Source organism: Roseivivax sp. CAU 1753 (assembly GCF_054482575.1).
Window position 1 is genome coordinate 936,282 of record NZ_JBTLRF010000001.1, and the last position, 20,097, is coordinate 956,378.

Genomic DNA, 20,097 nt, shown 5'->3' on the forward strand with positions numbered 1-20,097 from the left:
GAACGAGGCCGCCTTTCGTCTTAAGCAGCACCCGAGGAAGCTATATCCGCATCAGGTTGCACGGGTGCGGGTCTGACCCCGGCTGATCTGCCGCAGGACTGTCAGAAACGCGGTCACCATCTGGCTTTCGCCCTGTCCGCTGCGCGTCAGAAGCCCCACGGGCCTTGCGATTTCCGGGCTTTCGATCGGCAGCCAGGTGGTTGAGCGACCAAAGCCAGACGCCACCGACGACCGGGGCAACAGGGCAATCCCGATGCCTGCGTCCACCAGTTCCAGCGCGGTGGTCGACCGTCCGACCTCGAATGTCCAGACCACCGGCTGGCGGCTTCGCGCCATGGCCTCGTCGATCAGCAACCTGTTGCCCGTGCCGCGTGCCGGGACGATCAGGTCGTCCCCGACAAGGTCCGCCCACCTCAGGACATCGCGCCCGCAGAAAGGGTGATCGCGCGGCAGGGCAAGGACGATCCGGTCGTCGAACAACGGCTCGAACGCGGTTGCTGGTTCCAGCATCGGAATGGAGCAGATGCCGAAATCCGCCTCGCCGCTGGACACCGCCTCCGCGACCTCGTTGGCGGCGCGATCCAGAATCCGCAGCCTTGCGCTGTGGCCTGCGGCGCGGAATGTCCGAACCGCATCGACAAGCAGCATCGGCACCACGCTGGGGATCACCGCAATGGTCAGGATCGCGGTCTTCTGATGCGACAGCGCGGCGCTTTCGTCGCGCATCGCTCGGGTGGTTTCCTGCGCCCCGTCCAGGATCGCCTCGGCGCGGGCCTGCAGCCGCTTGGCCGCAAGGGTCGGCTTCACCGCCCGGGTCGTGCGCTCGAACAGCAGGGAATCCAATGCCTGTTCCAGCTTCTTGACGCGCCGGGTGACCGCCGATTGCGACAAGTTGAGCCGCTCTGCCGCGAGGTGAAAGGACCCCGTCTCCTTCACGGCGAGGAAGGCCTCGAGGTCGTTGAAATCGTAATTGATGCGCATAACGCAATAATTGCGCGAATTTTCTCATTGGTCAAAATAATTTCCGGTCCTTACAACAAGCCTCACAAGGAGCCTTGGCATGACGACACCCTATGACATCGTGGTAATCGGCGGCGGCAACGCGGCCCTGTGCGCCGCAATCACCGCCGCGGAAGCCGGTGCGCGTGTCCTCATTCTCGAGGCCGCGCCCAAGCCCTACCGGGGCGGCAATTCGCGCCATACCCGGAATTTCCGCTGCATGCATTCGGGCCCGCTTGGCCCCCTGATCGAAAGCTACAGCGAAGACGAGTATTTCGCCGACCTGATGAAGGTGACCGGCGGCAAGACCCATGAAGGTCTGGCGCGGCTGGCGATCAGATCGTCGGAGGAATGCCTGCCCTGGATGCAGGACCACGGCGTCCGCTTCCAGTCGGCCCTGTCGGGCACGCTCTCTCTGGGTCGGACCAACGCCTTCTTTCTTGGGGGCGGAAAAAGCCTTGTGAATGCATATTACCGCACCGCCGAAAAGCTGGGCGTCGACGTGACCTACGATGCCAAGGTGACCCATCTCGAGGTCGAGGACGGCAAGGTCGTGTATCTCGATTACGACCACGGCGGCACCTCGCAGCGGCTTTCGCCCAAGGCCGTCATCGTGGCCTCGGGCGGGTTTCAGGCCGACACCGAATGGTTGACGCGGGCATGGGGACCGGCCGCCGCGAATTTCCTGATCCGCGGCACACCGTACAATCGGGGCGTGGTTCTTGCGGATCTGCTGGATCAGGGCGTGGAGCAGGTCGGCGACCCGACCCAGTGCCACGCGGTGGCCATCGATGGCCGCGCGCCCAAGTTCGACGGCGGCATCGTGACACGGCTGGATTGCGTGCCGTTCTCCATCGTGGTGAACAAGAACGCGCAGCGCTTCTATGATGAGGGCGAGGATGTCTGGCCCAAGCGCTACGCCATCTGGGGGCGTCTGGTCGCCGGGCAACCCGACCAAGTCGGCTATGTCATCATCGACGCAAAATCGCTGAACCTGTTCATGCCGTCGGTTTTCCCGCCGATCAAGGCCGACACGGTCGAGCAGCTGGCCGAGAAGATGGGCCTGCCGCCCGCGGCGTTGCGCAAGACCGTCGACGACTTCAATGCAAGCTGCGGCGACACCCGCGGTTTCCACCCCACAGAGCTGGACGGCGTCGCCACCACCGGCCTCACCCCTGCCAAGACCAACTGGGCGCGCCCGATCACCGAGGCGCCGTTCTACGGCTACTCGCTGCGCACCGGCGTGACCTTCACCTATCTGGGGCTGAAGGTGGACGACACCGCGCAATGCTCCATCGGCAACAGACCGGTGTCGAACCTCTGGGCCGCAGGAGAGACGATGGCCGGGTCGATCCTCGGTCAGGGCTATCTGGCCGGATTTGGAATGACCATCGGCACCGTCTTCGGACGCATCGCCGGGAAAGAGGCCGCGAACCATGCAAATTGATCTGATCCAGGAAGCCCGGCGTCAGGCCGAAATCTGCAATGCCTGCCGGTATTGCGAAGGCTACTGTTCCGTCTTTCCCGCCCTGCACGACCAGCGCGCGTTTTCGGACGGCGACATCACGCAACTGGCGAACCTCTGTCACAACTGTCGCGGCTGCTACTACGCGTGCCAGTACACCGCCCCGCACGAGTTCGACCTGAACCTGCCGGCGGCGCTGGCGAACGTGCGGCAGGACAGCTGGGAAGAATATGCCTATCCGAGCCAGGCCGCCCGCCAGTTCCAGAAGAACGGCATGGCGATTACGGTCGCGACGATGCTGGGGTTTGCGATGATCTTCTTCATAGCGCGATGGCTGGGGCAAGGCGGCGGCGACGGCTTTTATGCGGTGATGTCGCACAACCTGATGGTCGCGATCTTTGCGCCCGCGTTCCTGTTTCCGCTGTTCAGCATCGGCATCAGCCTGCAGCGATACTGGAAGGCGGTGAATGGCGAGAAGGTCGGGATCCAGCACATCGCCCAGGCCTTCGCGGCAGCCGCCAATATGCGCAACCTGTCAGGCGGCCATGGCGACGGCTGCAACTTCGAGGAAGAAGACAGGTTCTCGCAGGCGCGGCGCGTTGCGCACCAGTTCGTGCTTTACGGCTTCCTGCTGTGCTTTGCCAGCACGTCGTCGGGAACCATCATGCACTATGTCTTCGACATGCAGGCCCCTTACGGCCTCATTTCCCTGCCCAAGCTTTTGGGCATCCCGGGCGGGATCATGCTGACGGTCGGTGCCATCTGGATGGTGATGCTGAAATACCGGTCCGACCCGACCCTGGGGGCCAGGGCAGCCTGGGGCGGCGAGGTCGCCTTCATCGCGCTGCTGGGGTTCGTCGCCCTGAGCGGATTGGTGCTTTATCTGCTCGGTGCCACGGCCCTGATGCCGACCGTTCTTGCGCTGCACCTCGGCGCGGTGCTCAGCTTCTTTCTGCTGATGCCCTATACCAAGATGGCGCATGGCTTCTATCGTCTCGCGGCGCTGACCCGCGACGCACAGAGGACGCAAGGCTGAGACCGCACCGCCCCCCGCACCGTCGGCCATCGCCCGACATGACCCGGGATCGCCCGTGCGGCGGTGCCGGGGTGCGGGCTGTGCAGACGACCGTCGCAATGTACGCGCGCAGGGACGGTGTAAAGCGCGCCACGCACGCGGTCGGCACGCCCATGCGCCGATCCACACCGAAGGCAGTTTGCCGATGACCCCCTTCGCTTCGGCAATCGGCGTGGCGGCCCTCGGTGTGACGGCGTTCCAGTTGCTGGGCCTGCCGCTTCCGTGGTTGCTGGGGCCGATTTTCGGCTGCCTGCTGGCGGCCCTTGCCGGCATCCCGATGCGCGGCATCAAGGTGATCGGCGACGGGATGCGGACCATCCTGGGGGTCGCGGTCGGCGCCACCTTCACGACAACCCTGCTGATCTCGATGGCCGCGATGTGGCCCACACTGTTGATGATCCCGCTGATGGTCGCGGCGATCGGGATTGTCGGTGTGCCGTATTTCCAGCGCCTCTGGGGGTTCGACTTCGCCACCAGCTACTACAGTTCCATGCCCGGCGGATTTCAGGACATGGTGCTGTTCGGAGAAGAAGCCGGTGCCGATGTCCGGGCGCTGTCGCTGATCCACGCCACCCGCGTCATGGTCATCGTCGTGGCGCTGCCGTTCCTGTTGCGATGGGCATGGGATGCGGATCTGAGCAATCCGCCCGGCGCGCCCGCGGCCTCCATCCCCCCGCCCCAACTGGCCCTGATGGTGCTCTGCGGCATCGCCGGATGGCAGATCGCAAAACGGCTTGGGATGTTCGGGGCGTCGATCCTCGGCCCGCTGATCCTGGCCGCGATCCTTGCGCTGGCGGGCATTCTGCAGCACCGCCCCCCCGCCGAGGCGGTCTGGGCGGCGCAGTTCTTCATCGGCATGAGCGTCGGCACCAAATACGCGGGCGTCACCATGCCCGAGGTGCGCACCTACGTCACCGCGGCGCTTGGATTCTGCGGCATCCTTCTGCTGTTGACGGTGGTCTTCGCCGAAATCATCCACCTCTTCGGACTGGCCCCCGCGATGGAGACGATCCTGGCCTTCGCCCCCGGCGGTCAGGCGGAACTGACCGTCCTGGCACTGATCGTCGGGGCGGATATGGCCTTTGTCGTCGCCCATCACGTGCTAAGGATATTCGTCGTCATTCTGGGTGCGCCGCTTTTCGCGCGGCTGTTCCGCGCGGGCACCCGAACCTGATCAGGGAGTTACAAGGACCATGCCAACAGAGCTTGCAAACCTCGCGCGCGACGGTGTGCTGCGGGTCGCGATCAACACCGGCAACCGCGCCCTGGTTCAGACCGACGGCTCCGACATCACCGGCGTCAGCCCGGCCCTGGCCCGGCGTCTCGCCGCAGAGATCGGCGCGCGGATGGTGCCGGTGATCTATGCCGGTGCGGGCAAGGTCTTTGCCGATGCGGATCAGGACAAGTGGGATGTCGGGTTTCTGGCCATCGATGCCATGCGGGCCGAAAAGATCGCCTTTACCCGACCGTACCTGACCATCGAGGCCACCTATGCCGTGCGCGCCGGGTCCGACTTCCGCGATGTCGACGATGTGGATCGCGCGGGCGTGACGGTGCTGACCGCGACCGGTTCGGCCTATGACATGCATCTTCGCTCCGCCCTCAAACACGCCACCCTTGAACGCTCCGGCACACCGCCCGAAAGCTTTGCCGAGTTCCGAGACGGGCGCTGCGATGCGGTGGCCGGGGTCCGGGCGTCGCTTGCGGGGTTTTTCGAAGCCGACCCCGAGGTGCGGATCCTGCCGGGTGTGCTGACATCGGTGGAACAGGCGATGGTGCTGCCCGACCGATCCGACCCGTTGATCGGGGCGCTTGACGCTTTTGTCATGCGGGCCATCGACGACGGGTTCGTCGCCTCTGCCTTGTAGACGCCGCCGCGCTAGCCCCAAACCGAGGGGTTGATCATGTGGATCGGCGTGCCCTCGGCATAGGCGGTGATCTGGTCGAAGATATCCGAGAACTGCAAGTCGAACTCATCCTCGGTGACGTAGCCGATATGCGGCGTGGCCAGCACGTTCGGATGGGTCAGCAGCGGGTGCTGCACATTCGTCAGCGGTTCGCTGTCGAAGACGTCGACGGCGGCATGGATGCGGCCCCGGGCGATCTCGGCCTCCAGCGCACCCTGCTCGACCAGACCCGAGCGTGACGTGTTCACGAACAGCGCTCGCGGTTGCATGTCGGCCAGATCCTTCGCGGTAATCAGACCGCGCGTTTCGGGTTTCAGGCGCACATGCACGCTGACGATATCCGAGGCGGCAAAGAACGCCTCGCGCGATGGCGCGACGGTCGCCCCCGCCGCCTCGGCCCGCGCGCGGCCCGCCTCGGATGCCCACCACTGGACCTTCATGCCCAGCGCCGTGGCATATTCCGCGACCGCACCGGCGATCCGGCCATAGCCGTAAAGTCCCAGGGTCCGCCCCCGCAACGTCCGCCCGACGCCGCATTGCCAGTTGCCCGCCTTCAGCGACGCGGCCTGCTGCGGGATCTGCCGGTAGCTGGCCAGCACCAGCGCCAGCGTATGCTCGGCCGCGGCGTAGGACGGCGCACCGGCGTGCATGTTCGAACACAAAAGCACCCCCTGCGCGGTGCACGCCTCCACGTCGATATGCGGATAGACGCTGCGCTGCGAGATGAGCTTGAGATTGGGCAGCCGTTCGAGCAGATCCGCGCCGATCCGCGTGCGCTCCCGGAACAGCACCAGCGCTTCGGCGTCCTTGACCCGGTCGGCCAGGGCCGCGGGATCGGGTTCGTGATCCGTCCAGACAGTCACGTCATGGCCGTCCAGTTTCGAAAAACACGGCAGCGTGCGCAGGGTGTCGAACCAGTCGTCTAGGATGTGAACCTTCATCGGCTTTCGATCCCTTTGGATGCGACGGGCGCACGCGGCGTCGGGACAAAAATCGTCTGATCCAGCGCCTGAAGGGCGGCCCGCACCTTGCCGCGTTCGGCAAGAAGATCGTTGAACTGCACATCGCACCCCGCGATCGGCGTGGGATAGCTCGAGATTTCGTCATTGAGCATCTGGCGCGCGGTCACAAGCGCGGACCGGGCGGCACGGATATGGCCTTTGATACTGTCCGGCATTGTTCGCTCTCCCCTGTCAGAGCTATTGTACGCCATCCGGGTCACTCTTCAATTGCCCTGCCAGACGCGGGACGCGACGAACACCTCGCCCGCCGCCAGTTTGCGCGCGGTGCGCACCAACCCGGCCGAGTTCAGCGCAAAACCTTCCGCCGTATTTTCGTAATCGACAACCACGTCGATGGTGCCAGAGGCATGTTCCAGCGTGATCCTCGCGGGCGACCTTTCCGGCGCGGCGGCCATCCCGTCTGCCACGGTGCCGGGGGTCAGCACGCAAGACGCAAGGCATTGCGCCCCGGTGACCGCCATCGTCGGGTGGCACTTCCACGGCATGAAATACCGCGTCGCGATGGTGCCGCCCTGTTTGGCGGGGGCGAGCAGGCCGAATTTCGGCGTGACGGAACTGGACACGTCGCCCATGCCCATCTGCCTGCCCGCCTGTTGCCGGATGGCCTCCATGCGGGCGTAGAACCCGGCGTTTTCATCCAGCTCTGCCGCGGATTCGTAACCGGTCAGGCCGAAGCTTTCCGCCTTGGCGATGACGATGGGCATGGCGACATCCATGCAGGTCACCTCGATCCCGTCGATCGTATCGGTCAGGTTGCCGGTCGGCAGGAATGCCCCGGTCACGCCGCCCACGGTCTCCATGAATTGCAGCGCCACCGGCGCCGATGTGCCCGGCACGCCGTCGATCTGCGCGTCGCCTTCGTAGCTGACCGAGCCGCCGGGTGTCTGCACGATGGCGGCCACCTTCGCGCCGGTGTTGACGGCACGAATGTTGACCGTGGTTTCGCCGTCCTGCGCCGCGACAAGGCCCATTTCGATTGCCGCGGGCCCGACGCCGGACAGGATGTTCCCGCAGGTCGGCTTGTAGTCCACCATCCGATCCTCGACGCTGACCTGGGCGAAGAAATAATCCACATCGGCCCAGTCATCGTCCGAACGCGACAGCATCGCGACCTTGTTGGTCACCGCCGCGCTGCCGCCGATCCCGTCGATATTGAGCGGATGGCCCGCGCCGACCATGGCGATCAGCACCTGCGACAGCGTGTCGAGGTCTTCGGGCAGATCGGCCCGGTTCAGGTAGGGCCCACGAGAGGTGCCGCCCCGCATGAACAGAAAGGGAATAGCGGTCTGGCTCATGTCGAACGCCTTAGTTCAGGGGCCAGGGCAGGTTGGTGTATTCCTGCAAAAGACCCGGTGGGAAATCGCGGTTCAGCAACCATGCCATGCCGCACATGAAGGCGATGCCCGACGCCGTGTAGATCGCCGCATAAAGCGTGCCGACCCCGGCGCGCACCTTCATGAAGGCAAACAGGAACAGCCCGAGCGCAAGGATGAAGCCCAGCAATCCGGTCAGCACCAGAAGTCCGGCGAACCAAGCAAGGGTCGACCAAAGGCTGTGGGTCGCGTTCGCATCCTCGCCGTTCAACTCGCGGTCCGCGAAGATCGTGTCCTTCTCGGGCTTCAGGATCATGCGGATGATCAGCGCCGCGCAGCCCACCAGGCAGACGCTTGCGACAAACATCGGGAAGACGCGGTCGCGGCTGTAGCTGGGGATCGAGGCCGCATCGTAGAAGGCATAGGCGATATACCCGGTGACGATGAGCAGGAACACCAGCGGCGCGCGTTTCGAGCCGGATTGCACATCGCCCTCGGCCAGGATGTTCTTGGCCTGACGCAGCCCCAGCACCACCGAGATGACGGTGATGATCAGCAGGATGATGACGATCGGCGAGAAGATGTAGTCGATGCCTTCGCCAAAGCTCTTGCGGAACTGGCTCTGCGCGATCTGGACAGCCTGGTTGGCGTATGTCTCGGCGGGGCGCGCCAGAACGAACCCGATCAGGAACGCCGGGCGCGACCAGTCGAAGCGCCGCATCATGATGCCGAGAAAGCCGATCGCCAGCAAGGCGACAAGGTCCATCAGGTTCTGGCCCGACTGGAAGGCGGCAAAGCTGATGATCATGAACAGGAACGGCGCCAGCAGCGCGAAGCGGATCGTCGTCAGCTTGGCGATGCCGCCAGAGGCCGCGATGCAGATCACCGTGCCGACGACATTGGCGAGGGCCAGAAGCCAGACGATGGAATAGGTGATGTCGAGGTTGTTCTTGAGCATGGCCGGACCGACTTCGATCTGACCGGAGCCCAGCAGCGCGATCGCGCCGATAAAGATCGCCATCGACCCGGAGCCGGGGATGCCGAACAGCAGGGTCGGCACCAGACCGCCGCCCTCCTTGGCGTTGTTCGAGCTTTCCGGCCCGATCACGCCGCGCACTTCGCCCTTGCCGAACTGCGACTTGTCCTTGGTGGTCTGCACCGCGTGACCATAGGCGATCCAGTCGACGACCGACCCGCCGAGGCCGGGGATGACCCCAACGATGACCCCGATGATCGAGCAGCGGACCGACAGCCAGATATTGGCCCACCAGTCCTTGACACCTTCGAGCCAACCGCCGCCGATCTGCGGTTCCTGCGCGATGGCGCGGTCCTGCCGAAGCAATGAGATGATCTCGGGAATGGCAAAGATGCCCAGGCCCACGATAACCAGCTTCAGCCCGTCCGTGAGATACGGGAAATCGTAGGATGACATCCGCAGATCGCCCGAGGACGCGCCTTCTCCGATGGTGCCGACCAGCATGCCCAGACCCGCCGCGACGATGCCCTTGATGGCGACGCGCCCGGCAAGGATGCCGACCATGGACAGGCCGAAGATCGTGATCATCAGCAACTCGGGCGTCCGGAACTCCAGCACGATGGGTCTGGCGATCAGGATGAAGACGGTCAGGAAGCTGGCGCCGACAAGCCCGCCGAACAACGACGACGCAAAGGCCGCGGACAGCGCCCGTGCCGCCTGCCCCTTCTTGGCCATGGGAAAGCCGTCAAGCACCGTCGCCTGACTGGCCGACGACCCGGGAATGCCCATCAGGACAGACGCGAAGGTGTCCGAGGTGGGCACCACCGCAACCATGCCGACCATGAGCGCGAGACCGAGGATCGGGTCCATCCCGAACATGAAGGGCAGCAGCAGCGACAACCCGGCGATGCCGCCGAGGCCGGGGAACACGCCGATGCACAGGCCCATGACAACACCCAGCACCAGATATCCCAGCACGACGGGCTGCAATATCAGCCCCCACGCACTGCCCAGCGCGGGAAGCGCCTCCACGATCACATCCATGAACTTCTCCCCTGCCTTGCTTGAAAAAACGCCCCGCCGATGTGGCAGGGCGTTCAGAAAGCAAGGCTCAGTTCAGCGAAACGCCGTATTTCTCCTGCAGCCAGTTGACCACGAAAGCCTTGGCTTCCGGCGTCACCTTGGTGCCGCTCTCAAGCGCCTTCTTGGCGGCGGCGCCGGTCATCTGGGGGTACTTGCCCAGCCGCTTGCCCGAGATTTCGGCGAAGTCGGGACGGGCCTTGATGGCCTCGAAGGCTTCCGTGTAGGTGGCGATCGCCGCCTCCGATGCGCCCTTGGGCAGGAACACCATCTTCTGCGCCGGGAAACCCGCGATAAAGAAGGCCTTCCACGCATCCCACTTTTCGCCCGATGTCTCGCAGCCGTCGGTGGCTTCGCAAAGCTCCTTGAAGGTCGGGATATCGGGGAAGGTCGGATCGCGGACGATGTTGCCGTCGTCGTCCAGCGCGCCCCAGGTCATCATCGGCACGGCTGTGCCCGCCTCGACCAGTGGCGTGACGCCCGACAGGAAGGAAGACGAGGTCTGGTAGTCGATGTTGGCTTCGCCACGCTCGAACATCAAACGGCCGTCGCCACGGCCTTTGATGCCCATGACGCTTTCGACGTTCAGGCCCAGCATCTCCCATGCCAGCGTCGGCACGAGGTCAAGCCGTGTTGCCCCCTGGTTGCCATAGATGAAGTCGACGTCCTGAAGCGCGCTGGCATCCATGCCGTCCATCTTGGCGGCGAGGTCCGGCGGCAGGTAGGCGACGCCACCGGTGCCCGAGGCCAGCACGACGTTCCAGTCGGCGTAGTCGAATTTCACGCGGGGATCGCCCAGCAGGAACGGGAACTGTGTGGAACCGGAGGAGCCGAAGATCGTGGTGCCGTCTTCGAATTCCTGATTCTGGAAGTAGTTCGCACCCTTGGTGGACCCGGCACCGGGCATGAACTTCACGACGACCGTGGGCGTGCCGGGCAGAGCCTCGGACAACAGCGGCGCGTAGAAGTTGGCCCATTTGGCAGAGCCGCCGGTTTCTGAGAACGGGATGATCCATTCGACGGTCTTGCCGGACATGTCCATGGCATGGCTGGCGGCATTGGCCTGCAGCGAGAATGTAGCGGCAGCCGCAGCCACGAGGCCGAGCGCCACGCGACGCGTGGATTTGATAGTGGACATATGTTCCTCCCTTGAACGCGACCCCTTGCGATGCGGGGCCAGAATAGAATCACACGAGGGGTGTCCGCCCCCTTGTCGATGACGGCTGTCTGGCCTGTGAACCTTGCATGAAACTTGCATGCCCGATATTTTGTCACAATGCGCATCACACTGGTCGAAGACAACCTCAGCCTTGCCAAGGGCATCTGTTATCGACTTGAGGACGCAGGACATGCGGTGGACATCCTGGGCAACGGGGACGAGGCGGACCACTATCTGAAAAGCGATGGTGCCGACCTGATCATTCTCGATATCAACCTGCCGGGCACCGACGGTCTGACGCTGCTCAAGCAGCTTCGCCAGCGCGACGACAAGCGGCCGGTGATCCTGCTGACCGCGCGCAGCGACACCGAGGACCGCGTGACCGGGCTGGACGCGGGCGCGGACGACTACCTGATCAAACCCTTCGAGATGGCCGAGCTCGAGGCCCGCGTCAGGGCGTTGCTGCGCAGGCGCTCCGTGCCGCAACAGCACATCGAAATGGTCGGCACGCTGACCTACGATGTCGCGGGCCGTCAGCTGTTCGACGACGAGACCGAAATTGACCTGCCCCGCCGCGAGATGTCGGTGTTCGAATGCCTGTTTGCCGCCAACGGGCGCATCGTGTCCAAAAGCACCCTGCTCGACCATGCCTACGGTGTCGGCGCCGATGTGACCGACACCGTGGTCGAGGTCTACGTCTCGCGCCTTCGCCGCCGCCTCAGCCCATACGGCATCCAGATCAGAACGCAGCGCGGTCTGGGCTATCAACTGGTCGCCGGGACCGCCTCGTGACGCCGCGCTCGCTGCGGTCGCGGCTGATCCTGATCATCCTGACGCCGTTGCTGCTGATCGCGCTGGTGGCGGGCGCCTGGCAGTTTCGCAGCACCTCGCAACGGGCGCAGAACATCTTCGATCGCGGCTTGCTGTCCGCGGCGCTTGCCATATCGCGCGACCTTGCGGTGTCGGACGGCGACGCGCTGAGCCCGACCACCCGGCGGCTCATCAACGATACCTCGGGTGGCGAATTGTTCTACCATGTCTATGCCCCCGACGGGGTTTTCGTGACCGGGTATTCGACCCCTCCGGTGCTGCCGCGTAGCGCGCCCTCGGATCAGACCGCACCGGTCTATTACGATGCGCGCTATCAGGGACAGGACGTTCGCGTCCTGCGGTTTCAGGACGGCACGACCATCAGCGGCGTCAGCGGGGTCTTCAACATCACCGTCTGGCAGAACGCCGATGTCCGCAGCGGCTTTGTGCGCCAGGTGGTCACCCGTTCCTTCGCCGTCATCGCCCTGCTGGTCCTGTCGGTCGCCCTGATCGTCTGGTTCGGCGTCGCGGTGGGCTTGCGGCCCTTGCTCGATCTCGAAGCGGCGATCGCCAAACGCACGCCGACCGAGCTGGAGCCCATCCGCCGCCCCGTCCCGATCGAGGTGCGCAGGATCGTCGATACCCTGAACGCGCTGCTGGACCGGGTGTCGCGTCGGATCAGTTCGAAGGACGAATTCATCTCGAACGCCGCGCACCAGCTCAGGAATCCGGTGGCCGGTGTCCTCGCCCTTGCCGAGGCGGTGCAGAACGCGCCCAGCGCGCAGGCCGCGAAGGACCGCAGCGCCGAGCTGGTCCAGGCCGCCCGCGAGGCCAGCAACCTGACCAACCAGCTGTTGTCATTCGAACGCGCCGGCGGAACCGACCTGTCCCGGTCAAGCGAGACCGTGGACCTCGCATCCCTGCTGCGGGAGGTGGTGAACACCTTTCGCGCCCGCAACCGGGATCTGCGCGCCGAAGTCACGGTTTCGCTGCCCGATGCGGACGCGCAGGTGCGGGGCGACCCGGTCCTGTTGCAGGAGGCGATCCTGAACCTTCTGACCAACGCCGTCGTGCATGGCGGCCCCCGGATGTCGGAAATCAGGGTCGGCCTGTCCTGCGACGCAACCCATGCCGCCATTTCGGTCGCGGATAACGGCGCGGGCATCCCCGATGACAAGCACATTCAGGCGATCAGCCGATTTGGTCAGGCCGACGGCGGTCCGGGCAGCGGCCTGGGTCTGCCGATCGCCGCGCGGGTGATAGAGAACCACGGCGGCACGCTCAAAATTTCGAACGCGTCCGGTGGCGCGAAGATCGTGCTGACGCTTCCGCTGTCCGGTCAGCGGCCTGCCCTGAACCGCCCGCGGCAGTCGTAAGCCGCTGTACTGCCGCGACACGCCCCGGTGGCATCAGTCGCAGGCATCCCAGGCGCGCCTGCCTTGTGGGGTAAGCGCCGGGCAGATGCGGGCGACCGGCTTTTGTGGTATACTCAGGCAAGACGCCGCCGGAAAAACTGCGGGGTGCGGAATGTCGGGTTCTCTACGCAAGGGGCTATATCTGATCCTGATTGCCGGGCTGGCCCTGTTTGCGCCCGCGCCAGAGGCCAGCGCACAGGAATGCGTCGATGCCTTCAAGACCAGTCGCGCGCGGTTGCACGCGATCCAGGCCGACCTGAAGTCCAACAAGCTGTCGCAGGAAACCGTCGCGGCGCTCAGCAGATGGCGCGATGCGTTCCAGGCGGATGTCAAACATGCGAGCCTCACCGAGACCGTCCTGCTCGGGGGTGCGGGTGGCGTCGGGATGAGCGTCCTTGGCGCGGTGGCCACGGGGGGGCCCCCGGGCTGGGCCGCGGCGGTCCTGGGCGCGTTGTTCAGCGTCGGGCTGAACGCGGCCTATGCGGAAGCCCAGTCCACCGGCCTCTGGACCCGGGCCGAGGCGAACACGAGCTTCTATCAGTACGTTCTCGACTATTCCGAGTATGGCCGGGTCGGGGACGTCACCAGCCCGGATTTTCAGGACTTCATCACCCAGTACCGGGCGCTGCTGACCAAGCTGGCCGGTACCAGCCCGCCGACCGACCCCACGTCGCTCAACCTCTATATGCAGGCCAATGCGGACCGCTTCCTGCTGTTCTTCGGCTATTTCGAGGAAACCGCCGGAGCCGCGAAATTCCCCCGCTGGCGCTTTCCCCAGGCGCAGGGCAAGTACGGGCCGCACCGCCTGGGCGTGGGATATTACCAGCCGGTGATGCGCGCCAAGCTCGCCGAGGAGTTGCGCCTGATCGACCAGGCCATCGCCGCGCTGTCCCAGGCCGCCTGTCACCCCGCCGGAACCCCGCTGCCCGCAGCCGTCCCCGCGATCACCGCCTGCGGGGCACGCCCGGCGCTGGACCAGTCGGTGACCTGCATCTGCGACACGACGACACCGGGGAATGTGTGGGGCAGCGACATGTATACCAGCGACTCCTCGATCTGCGGCGCGGCGATCCATGCCGGTCTTGCCCGGCCCAGCGCGTCGCAGGACGGAGCCATATCTTATCGGGGGGTGGTCACGCTGAAGGGGGCCCGGGGATGCCCGTTTTACCGCGGCAGCACGGCGCGCGGCATCACCACCGCCAGCTACGGTGAATGGGGCGGGTCGTTCTACTTTCCGGGCGCGCAATCCGGCCAGTGCCAGGAAGGCACCCGCCCGGACCCGGGCACTTGGTATTGCCCCGCGACCATGAGGTCGCAAGGCGCGGTACTGTCCTGCTTCTGCGCGCCCCATGCCACCACCTTCGGGGCGGTCTGGGGCACGGGCGAATATACCGACGACTCGTCGGTCTGCCGGGCCGCGCGGCATGCGGGCGCGGTGTCGGATCGCGGCGGCATGGTCAGGGTCGCGCGCACACCGGGGCGCGCATCCTATACCGCCAGCCAAAGCAACGGCGTCTCGACACATGGCTACGGGGTCTGGGGCGGATCGTTCCGGTTTCAGTAACGCACCAGAGCCCCCCTTGGGCGGCAGATCGCCCCCCACCCGGGCACCGGGCACCGGGCCCCTCGCCTAGGTCTTCGACCGCTGGAACAGCAGCGACAGCAACCCAAGCGCCGCCGACGCGACGATCAGCAAAAGCGATACCGCGTTCAGTACCGGCGTGGAGCCGTGCTTGAGTTTGTCGAACATGGTGATGGTCAACGGCGAGTCCGACCCGACCAGCATCAGCGTGGTGTTGAAATTCTCAAAGCTCATCAGCACGGCGACGACACCCGCGCCCAGGATCGCGGGAAACAGGAACGGCAGGGTGATCTGGCGCACGGCACCCCATCTGGTCGCGCCAAGGTTCATCGCCGCCTCTTCCAGGCTCAGGTCGAACTTCTGCAACCTTGCCGAGATCACCAGCGTCGCGAAGGTCGTGATGAACGAAAACTGACCCAGGATGACAAGGATCAGCCCGGGGCGCAGCCCGTCGAACCAAAGCCCGGTGGCGTCTTCCAGCGTATTGGCGACCGAACTGGCGAAGACCAGGATCGAGATACCCAGGATGACCCCCGGGATGATCAGCGGCAGCAGCATCAGGATATAAAGAAACCCCTTGCCGCGAAACTCATGGCGCACGAACAGGAAGGCGTTACAGGTGCCGACCGCAACCGCAAGCCCGGCAACCCAGAGCGCCACGAAGGCCGAGGTGCCGATGGCGCGCAGGATCGACCGTTCGTGGAAGACCCCGATGAACGGCGCTTCGGTTCCGAAGAACCAGGCCATCGTGAATCCCTCCCACGGGAGCGAGGGGAAAACGCTGTCGTTGAAGGCAAAGACGCAGACAACCGTCAGCGGCAGGGCGAGATAGACAAAGAACAACACCACATAGGCGCGGTAGGACCATTTCAGCGGGCCGGACTGGGGAACCGTTGGGATCATGTCAGCGCCCCATCGTCCCGGCCAGCGATTGCCGCGACAGTTTGAGGCCAAGAAAGACCACCGCCGAGGACAGCGCCAGCAGCAAAAAGCCGAAAGCCGAGCCCAGCTCCCAGTTGAAGCGCGTGATGAACTGCGTGTAGATCAGCCCGGTGAACCAGAGGCTGTCCTTGCCCCCCAGCAGAATCGGCGTCAGGTAATTGCCCAGGGACAGCATGAAGACCACGATGCAGCCCGAAACGATGCCGGGCATGGCATGCGGGATCACGATCTCGCGCAGGATGGACAGGCCCGAACCGCCCAGGTCATAGCCCGCCTCGATCATGCTGTCGTCAAGACTGTCGAGCGTCGTGACCAGCGGCACGATCATGAACAGGATCGACGTGTAGACAAGGCCCACCATGATGGCCGCATCGTTATAGAGAAACTCGACCGGGCCATCCACGACCCCCAGAAACTGCAGGGCATTCGACACCACGCCGGTTTCCCGCAACAGGATCATCCAGCCGAAGGTGCGCACAAGCTCGGACACCCAGAACGGAATCAGGCACATCAGGAACAGCGTGGTCTTGGTGCGCCCGCGCGTCAGCTTCGCGATGTAATAGGCAATCGGAAAGCCCAGAACCAGGGTAAGGACGGTCGTGAGGATCGACATGAAGGCGGTGCGGGCGAAGGTGCGCCAATAAAGCGGCTCGTTGAAAAACACCGCGTAATTGCCGAGGCCGGTTTCATATTCGCGCACCCCGACCTTTTCGCTGATCGACACGAAGAACAGGCCCACATGCGGCAGGATGATCAAGGTGACCAGCCACAACAGCAGCGGCATTATCAGCAGGTAGAAACCCAGCCTGGCGCGATCCGAGACCATCTATGGCGCCTCGACCGGAAAGCAGCGCGCCTGCTCCGGGGTCCAGCTGGTGTGCACCGTGTCGCCTCTGGTCAGGCCCAGCAGGGCCCCGGTCTGCGGCAGGGTCGCCTGGATCGTCTCGCCCGATCCGGGATCGCGCAGGATGACCATGCTGTTGGCGCCGTTGAAAAGGACGCTGTCGACGACCCGGTCGCTGGCATTGATGTGCCCGGCCCCACCGGCCGGCGTGTTCGACAGCGCGATGGCCTCGGGGCGGACGAAGATCTGCGCGTGCTGGCCGACCGCGGGAACGCGGCCTGTCGCCTGTCCGCGCAGCGCACTGCCCCCCGCCGTCACGATCGACACGATCTGGCCGTTGACAGCAGTCACCTTCCCCTCGAAGCGGTTCGCGTCGCCCACAAACCCCGCGACGAAGGCGTTCGCGGGCTCGTAATACAGCTCTTTCGCGGTGCCGATCTGGTCGAAGCGACCCTTGTTCATCACTGCGACAGTGTCGCTCATCACCAGGGCTTCGGACTGGTCGTGGGTGATATAGACAAACGTCGTGTTGAACTCGGCCTGCAGCGCCTTCAACTCGATCTTCATGTGTTCGCGCAGCTTCAGATCCAGCGCCCCGAGCGGTTCGTCGAGCAGCAGCACGTCGGGTTCCAGCACCATGCAGCGGGCAATCGCGACGCGCTGTTTCTGGCCGCCCGACAGCTGATCGACCTGGCGGTCCTCGATACCGGGCAATCCGACCCGTTCGAGCACCCGCCCGACGCGGCGCTTGATCTCTGCGCCCGGGACACCGCGCTGGCGCAATCCAAAGCCGATATTCCGCCCGATGCTCATCATCGGAAACAGCGCGAGATGCTGGAAGACCATCGAGACCGGGCGCTTGTTCGGCCCCACGTCGATCATCGACTTTCCCTTGATCAGAAGATCGCCGCTGGTGGGAAACTGAAACCCCGCGATCATCCGCAACAGCGTGGTCTTGCCGCAGCCGGATGGACCGAGGATCGAGAAGAACGACCCTTGCGGGACATCGAAGCTGACGCGATCGACCGCGCGGAAACCGTCGAAATCCTTGGTCAGGTCGCGGCACACGAGGTCAGCGGTCAAAGCCATCGTTGGTGTCTTTCCCGGTCTTGCTGCAGGTCGGAACGAAGGGCGCGAACCGCGCCCTTCGCGTGGCGGCGAACAGATCCTCAGTTCGCGGCGTTGACGCGGTCCAGCGTCGCGCCTTCCATGGTTTCCAGACCCGCGGGCACCGGCGGATACCACTTGATGTTGTCGATCGCGGCCTGGTCGAAGCTTGCCTGATAGCGCGCCTTCAGATCGGCATTGACGCCCGCATCGCCATCGACCGCAGCGGTGAAGTTGCCGGCGGCGTTGGTGATCATGGCGGCGATGTCCGGGCGCATGACAAAGTTGATCCAGTCATAGGCCGCATCATCCGCGCGGCCACGGGACGGCAGCGCGAAGGTGTCGATCCAGCCAAGCGCACCCGAGGCAGGCGCGACGAAGGTGATATCGGCATTGTCGGCGTTCAACTGCCAGCCGCCGGTATCCCAGGCCATGGCCGCGACAACCTCGCCCGAACGCAGCAGGTTCTTGATCTCGTCGCCGCCGTCCCAATAGGTCTTCACGTTGGGTTTGCAGTCCACGAGCGCCTGCTCGACCTGGTCGAGAATGCCCTGGTAGGCCTCGGTGTCGGAATAGGCCGCAAACGGATCGAGCCCCATCGCGAAGGCAAATCCGATCAGCGTCGGGCGCTTCAGGCGGTACGACACCTTGCCCGCCACAGACGCGTCGCACAGATCGGTGTAGTCGGCGATCTGCCCGGCCTCCGCGGTGTTCACCACAAGGCCGCTGGTGCCCCAGATATGCGGCAGACCGTAAACGTCACCGTCGAAAGTCGTGTTCTTGGCTGTCGCATCCAGCATCGAGGGGATGAACTGGGCCGCCTCGACGCGGGACATGTCGATCGGCTTGTAGATGCCGAATTCTTCCTGCGCGCTGGTAATGCGGTCCTGGCTGGGCTGGGCAAGGTCGAAACCACCGCCATTGGTCGCGCGCAGCTTCGCGATCATCTCTTCGTTGTTCGACGTGGTCACCTCGACCGTGTGGCCGGTTTCCTCTTCGAACATGGCGATAACGTCGTCGGGTGCGTAGCCGCCCCAGGTCAAAAGCCGCAAGGTTTCGGCAGATGCCGTGGTCGCCGATAGGGCAGCGACGAGAATGGTCGTTGAAACGAGTCCGATTTTCATGTCGAGGGTCCACTTCTGCGGGTTGCTGTGATGGTCATTAAGGCGACCGGTTTGTTAAGAGTCCAGAGCGACAACAGGGCGTCGATATGCGTGGAAAGCCAGCGTCTGCGGGGTTTGGGCGACGCGGCCCTAAACGATGGCGTGCAACAGCTGGGTGGTGTTTTCGCGCGTCATTTCGACAGGATTGCCCCCGGTGCTGGGATCGGCCAGCGCCCCGGTCACGATCCGGTCGATATCCGGTGCCTCGATGCCCAGCCCCCTGAGGTTTCGGGGAATGCCAAGCGATGCGTTCAGGTCGTCCACATAGGCGCAGAAACCGTCGAACCCGCCTGCTATCCCGAGGTAGTTCGCAGCCTGCCCCAGCACGCCGGCGATCGCGGGTCTGTTGAACTGAAGCACGGCGGGCATGCAGACCGCGTTCGTGGTGCCGTGATGGGTGTGGTAGATCGCCCCGATCGGATGCGACAGCGCATGGATCGCGCCGAGCCCCTTCTGGAACCCCGTCGCCCCCATGATCGCGGCGGACATCATCTGCGCCCGCGCCTCGAGGTCGTCACCGTCGGCATAGGCGCGCGGCAGGTATTCCTTGACCAGCCGCATGCCTTCCAGCGCGATGCCCTGGCTCATCGGGTGGTAATGCGGCGACGAGAACGCCTCGACGCAATGCGCAAAGGCATCGAGGCCGGTGCCAGCGGTGATGAAGCGCGGCATGCCGATGGTCAGTTCAGGATCGCAGATGACGACCGTCGGCAGGAATTTGGGGTGAAAGATGATCTTCTTTTCCTCGGTCACCGAATTGGTGATCACCGATGCGCGCCCGACTTCCGACCCGGTCCCTGCGGTGGTCGGCACCGCCACGATGGGTGCGATGGCACCCGCATCGGCGCGGGTCCACCAGTCACCGATATCCTCGAAATCCCACAACGGCCGGGTCTGCCCCGCGTGAAACGCCACCAGCTTGCCCAGATCGAGCCCCGAGCCGCCGCCAAAGGCCACGACGCCGTCATGCCCGCCGTCGCGATAGGCTTTCACACCCGCCTCGGCGTTCTTTTCGTTGGGGTTGGGGTCGACGTCGCTGAACATCGCGCGGCCAAGCCCGGCCGCCTCCAGCAGGTCGCGCGTTCTGGTGGTGATCTCCATGTCCGCAAGGCCGCGGTCGGTCACCAACAGCGGTTTCCTGATCCCCGCGACAGCGCAGGCATCCGCGATCTCGGAAATGCGGCCCGCGCCGAACCTTATGGCGGTCGGGTAGGACCAGTTGGCTGTGAGGGGCATGA

The 20,097-nt window shown here is 64.7% G+C and carries 18 protein-coding genes; 7 read left to right on the forward strand and 11 right to left on the reverse strand.

Annotation, left to right across the window (positions count from 1 at the left end; genetic code table 11):
• Positions 1-51 precede the first annotated feature (51 nt).
• Positions 52-981 carry a LysR family transcriptional regulator gene (locus ACXYMN_RS04230; protein WP_459012198.1) on the reverse strand — a complete coding sequence of 310 codons (930 nt, stop codon included), beginning with the start codon at positions 979-981 and terminating at the stop codon, positions 52-54.
• A gap of 79 nt (positions 982-1,060) precedes the next feature.
• On the opposite strand from ACXYMN_RS04230, the gene tcuA reads away from it, so the two are divergent.
• From tcuA to ACXYMN_RS04250, 4 genes are all read left to right on the forward strand, one after another.
• Entirely contained in the window at positions 1,061-2,446 is a 1,386-nt protein-coding gene (gene tcuA / locus ACXYMN_RS04235; protein ID WP_459012199.1) for an FAD-dependent tricarballylate dehydrogenase TcuA, read from the forward strand.
• Positions 2,436-3,500, forward strand: coding sequence for a tricarballylate utilization 4Fe-4S protein TcuB (gene tcuB, locus ACXYMN_RS04240; protein ID WP_459012200.1), 1,065 nt, complete (start codon positions 2,436-2,438; stop codon positions 3,498-3,500). Before tcuA ends, tcuB begins: the two co-directional genes overlap by 11 nt.
• Positions 3,501-3,684: 184 nt before the next feature.
• Positions 3,685-4,713 carry an AbrB family transcriptional regulator gene (locus tag ACXYMN_RS04245; protein WP_459012201.1) on the forward strand — a complete coding sequence of 343 codons (1,029 nt, stop codon included), beginning with the start codon at positions 3,685-3,687 and terminating at the stop codon, positions 4,711-4,713.
• A gap of 19 nt (positions 4,714-4,732) precedes the next feature.
• On the forward strand, positions 4,733-5,407 hold the full coding sequence (locus ACXYMN_RS04250) for a transporter substrate-binding domain-containing protein (protein ID WP_459012202.1): 675 nt from the start codon (positions 4,733-4,735) through the stop codon (positions 5,405-5,407).
• A gap of 11 nt (positions 5,408-5,418) precedes the next feature.
• On the opposite strand, the gene ACXYMN_RS04255 is transcribed toward ACXYMN_RS04250, so the two are convergent.
• The 5 genes from ACXYMN_RS04255 to ACXYMN_RS04275 form a co-directional block, all read right to left on the reverse strand.
• Complete coding sequence (locus ACXYMN_RS04255; RefSeq protein WP_459012203.1) at positions 5,419-6,387, reverse strand: D-2-hydroxyacid dehydrogenase family protein; 969 nt, start codon at positions 6,385-6,387, stop codon at positions 5,419-5,421.
• Complete coding sequence (locus ACXYMN_RS04260) at positions 6,384-6,623, reverse strand: hypothetical protein (RefSeq protein ID WP_459012205.1); 240 nt, start codon at positions 6,621-6,623, stop codon at positions 6,384-6,386. Before ACXYMN_RS04260 ends, ACXYMN_RS04255 begins: the two co-directional genes overlap by 4 nt.
• A 48-nt stretch (positions 6,624-6,671) precedes the next feature.
• On the reverse strand, positions 6,672-7,763 hold the full coding sequence (locus tag ACXYMN_RS04265) for a 4-oxalomesaconate tautomerase (protein ID WP_459012206.1): 1,092 nt from the start codon (positions 7,761-7,763) through the stop codon (positions 6,672-6,674).
• A 10-nt stretch (positions 7,764-7,773) separates the two neighbouring features.
• The gene (locus tag ACXYMN_RS04270; RefSeq protein ID WP_459012207.1) at positions 7,774-9,801 is read right to left on the reverse strand and encodes a tripartite tricarboxylate transporter permease; all 2,028 of its coding nucleotides are present in this window, start codon (positions 9,799-9,801) and stop codon (positions 7,774-7,776) included.
• Between the two features lie 67 nt (positions 9,802-9,868).
• Entirely contained in the window at positions 9,869-10,975 is a 1,107-nt protein-coding gene (locus tag ACXYMN_RS04275; protein WP_459012209.1) for a tricarboxylate transporter, read from the reverse strand.
• Between the two features lie 138 nt (positions 10,976-11,113).
• On the opposite strand from ACXYMN_RS04275, the gene ACXYMN_RS04280 reads away from it, so the two are divergent.
• The 3 genes from ACXYMN_RS04280 to ACXYMN_RS04290 all read left to right on the forward strand — a co-directional run bounded on the left by ACXYMN_RS04280 (position 11,114) and on the right by ACXYMN_RS04290 (position 14,785).
• Positions 11,114-11,788: a response regulator transcription factor gene (locus ACXYMN_RS04280; RefSeq protein WP_459012210.1), complete on the forward strand. Its 675-nt coding sequence runs from the start codon at positions 11,114-11,116 to the stop codon at positions 11,786-11,788.
• A complete protein-coding gene (locus tag ACXYMN_RS04285; RefSeq protein WP_459012211.1) occupies positions 11,785-13,182 on the forward strand; it encodes a sensor histidine kinase in 1,398 nt (465 codons plus the stop codon). The genes ACXYMN_RS04280 and ACXYMN_RS04285 overlap by 4 nt, the downstream gene beginning before the upstream one ends.
• A gap of 151 nt (positions 13,183-13,333) precedes the next feature.
• A complete protein-coding gene (locus ACXYMN_RS04290; RefSeq protein WP_459012212.1) occupies positions 13,334-14,785 on the forward strand; it encodes an LCCL domain-containing protein in 1,452 nt (483 codons plus the stop codon).
• 66 nt (positions 14,786-14,851) lie between these two features.
• Here ACXYMN_RS04290 and ACXYMN_RS04295 read toward each other — a convergent pair whose 3' ends face one another.
• The 5 genes from ACXYMN_RS04295 to ACXYMN_RS04315 form a co-directional block, all read right to left on the reverse strand.
• Complete coding sequence (locus ACXYMN_RS04295) at positions 14,852-15,706, reverse strand: ABC transporter permease (protein WP_459012213.1); 855 nt, start codon at positions 15,704-15,706, stop codon at positions 14,852-14,854.
• A gap of 1 nt (position 15,707) precedes the next feature.
• Complete coding sequence (locus ACXYMN_RS04300; RefSeq protein ID WP_459012214.1) at positions 15,708-16,571, reverse strand: ABC transporter permease; 864 nt, start codon at positions 16,569-16,571, stop codon at positions 15,708-15,710.
• Positions 16,572-17,678 carry an ABC transporter ATP-binding protein gene (locus ACXYMN_RS04305; RefSeq protein WP_459012215.1) on the reverse strand — a complete coding sequence of 369 codons (1,107 nt, stop codon included), beginning with the start codon at positions 17,676-17,678 and terminating at the stop codon, positions 16,572-16,574.
• An 80-nt stretch (positions 17,679-17,758) separates the two neighbouring features.
• Entirely contained in the window at positions 17,759-18,820 is a 1,062-nt protein-coding gene (locus tag ACXYMN_RS04310) for an extracellular solute-binding protein (protein WP_459012217.1), read from the reverse strand.
• Between the two features lie 129 nt (positions 18,821-18,949).
• Positions 18,950-20,095, reverse strand: coding sequence for an iron-containing alcohol dehydrogenase (locus ACXYMN_RS04315; protein WP_459012218.1), 1,146 nt, complete (start codon positions 20,093-20,095; stop codon positions 18,950-18,952).
• Between the last annotated feature and the right edge of the window lie 2 nt (positions 20,096-20,097).

Bases quoted from the DNA above. Each gene is read 5' to 3' on its own strand.
- ACXYMN_RS04295 (WP_459012213.1), bottom strand. From the start codon at position 15,706: ATGATCCCAACGGTTCCCCAGTCCGGCCCGCTGAAATGGTCCTACCGC.
- ACXYMN_RS04300 (WP_459012214.1), bottom strand. From the start codon at position 16,571: ATGGTCTCGGATCGCGCCAGGCTGGGTTTCTACCTGCTGATAATGCCG.
- tcuB (WP_459012200.1), top strand. From the start codon at position 2,436: ATGCAAATTGATCTGATCCAGGAAGCCCGGCGTCAGGCCGAAATCTGC.
- ACXYMN_RS04315 (WP_459012218.1), bottom strand. From the start codon at position 20,095: ATGCCCCTCACAGCCAACTGGTCCTACCCGACCGCCATAAGGTTCGGC.
- ACXYMN_RS04260 (WP_459012205.1), bottom strand. From the start codon at position 6,623: ATGCCGGACAGTATCAAAGGCCATATCCGTGCCGCCCGGTCCGCGCTT.
- ACXYMN_RS04265 (WP_459012206.1), bottom strand. From the start codon at position 7,763: ATGAGCCAGACCGCTATTCCCTTTCTGTTCATGCGGGGCGGCACCTCT.
- ACXYMN_RS04245 (WP_459012201.1), top strand. From the start codon at position 3,685: ATGACCCCCTTCGCTTCGGCAATCGGCGTGGCGGCCCTCGGTGTGACG.
- ACXYMN_RS04250 (WP_459012202.1), top strand. From the start codon at position 4,733: ATGCCAACAGAGCTTGCAAACCTCGCGCGCGACGGTGTGCTGCGGGTC.
- ACXYMN_RS04275 (WP_459012209.1), bottom strand. From the start codon at position 10,975: ATGTCCACTATCAAATCCACGCGTCGCGTGGCGCTCGGCCTCGTGGCT.
- ACXYMN_RS04280 (WP_459012210.1), top strand. From the start codon at position 11,114: ATGCGCATCACACTGGTCGAAGACAACCTCAGCCTTGCCAAGGGCATC.
- ACXYMN_RS04230 (WP_459012198.1), bottom strand. From the start codon at position 981: ATGCGCATCAATTACGATTTCAACGACCTCGAGGCCTTCCTCGCCGTG.
- ACXYMN_RS04305 (WP_459012215.1), bottom strand. From the start codon at position 17,678: ATGGCTTTGACCGCTGACCTCGTGTGCCGCGACCTGACCAAGGATTTC.
- ACXYMN_RS04290 (WP_459012212.1), top strand. From the start codon at position 13,334: ATGTCGGGTTCTCTACGCAAGGGGCTATATCTGATCCTGATTGCCGGG.
- ACXYMN_RS04270 (WP_459012207.1), bottom strand. From the start codon at position 9,801: ATGGATGTGATCGTGGAGGCGCTTCCCGCGCTGGGCAGTGCGTGGGGG.
- ACXYMN_RS04255 (WP_459012203.1), bottom strand. From the start codon at position 6,387: ATGAAGGTTCACATCCTAGACGACTGGTTCGACACCCTGCGCACGCTG.
- ACXYMN_RS04310 (WP_459012217.1), bottom strand. From the start codon at position 18,820: ATGAAAATCGGACTCGTTTCAACGACCATTCTCGTCGCTGCCCTATCG.
- tcuA (WP_459012199.1), top strand. From the start codon at position 1,061: ATGACGACACCCTATGACATCGTGGTAATCGGCGGCGGCAACGCGGCC.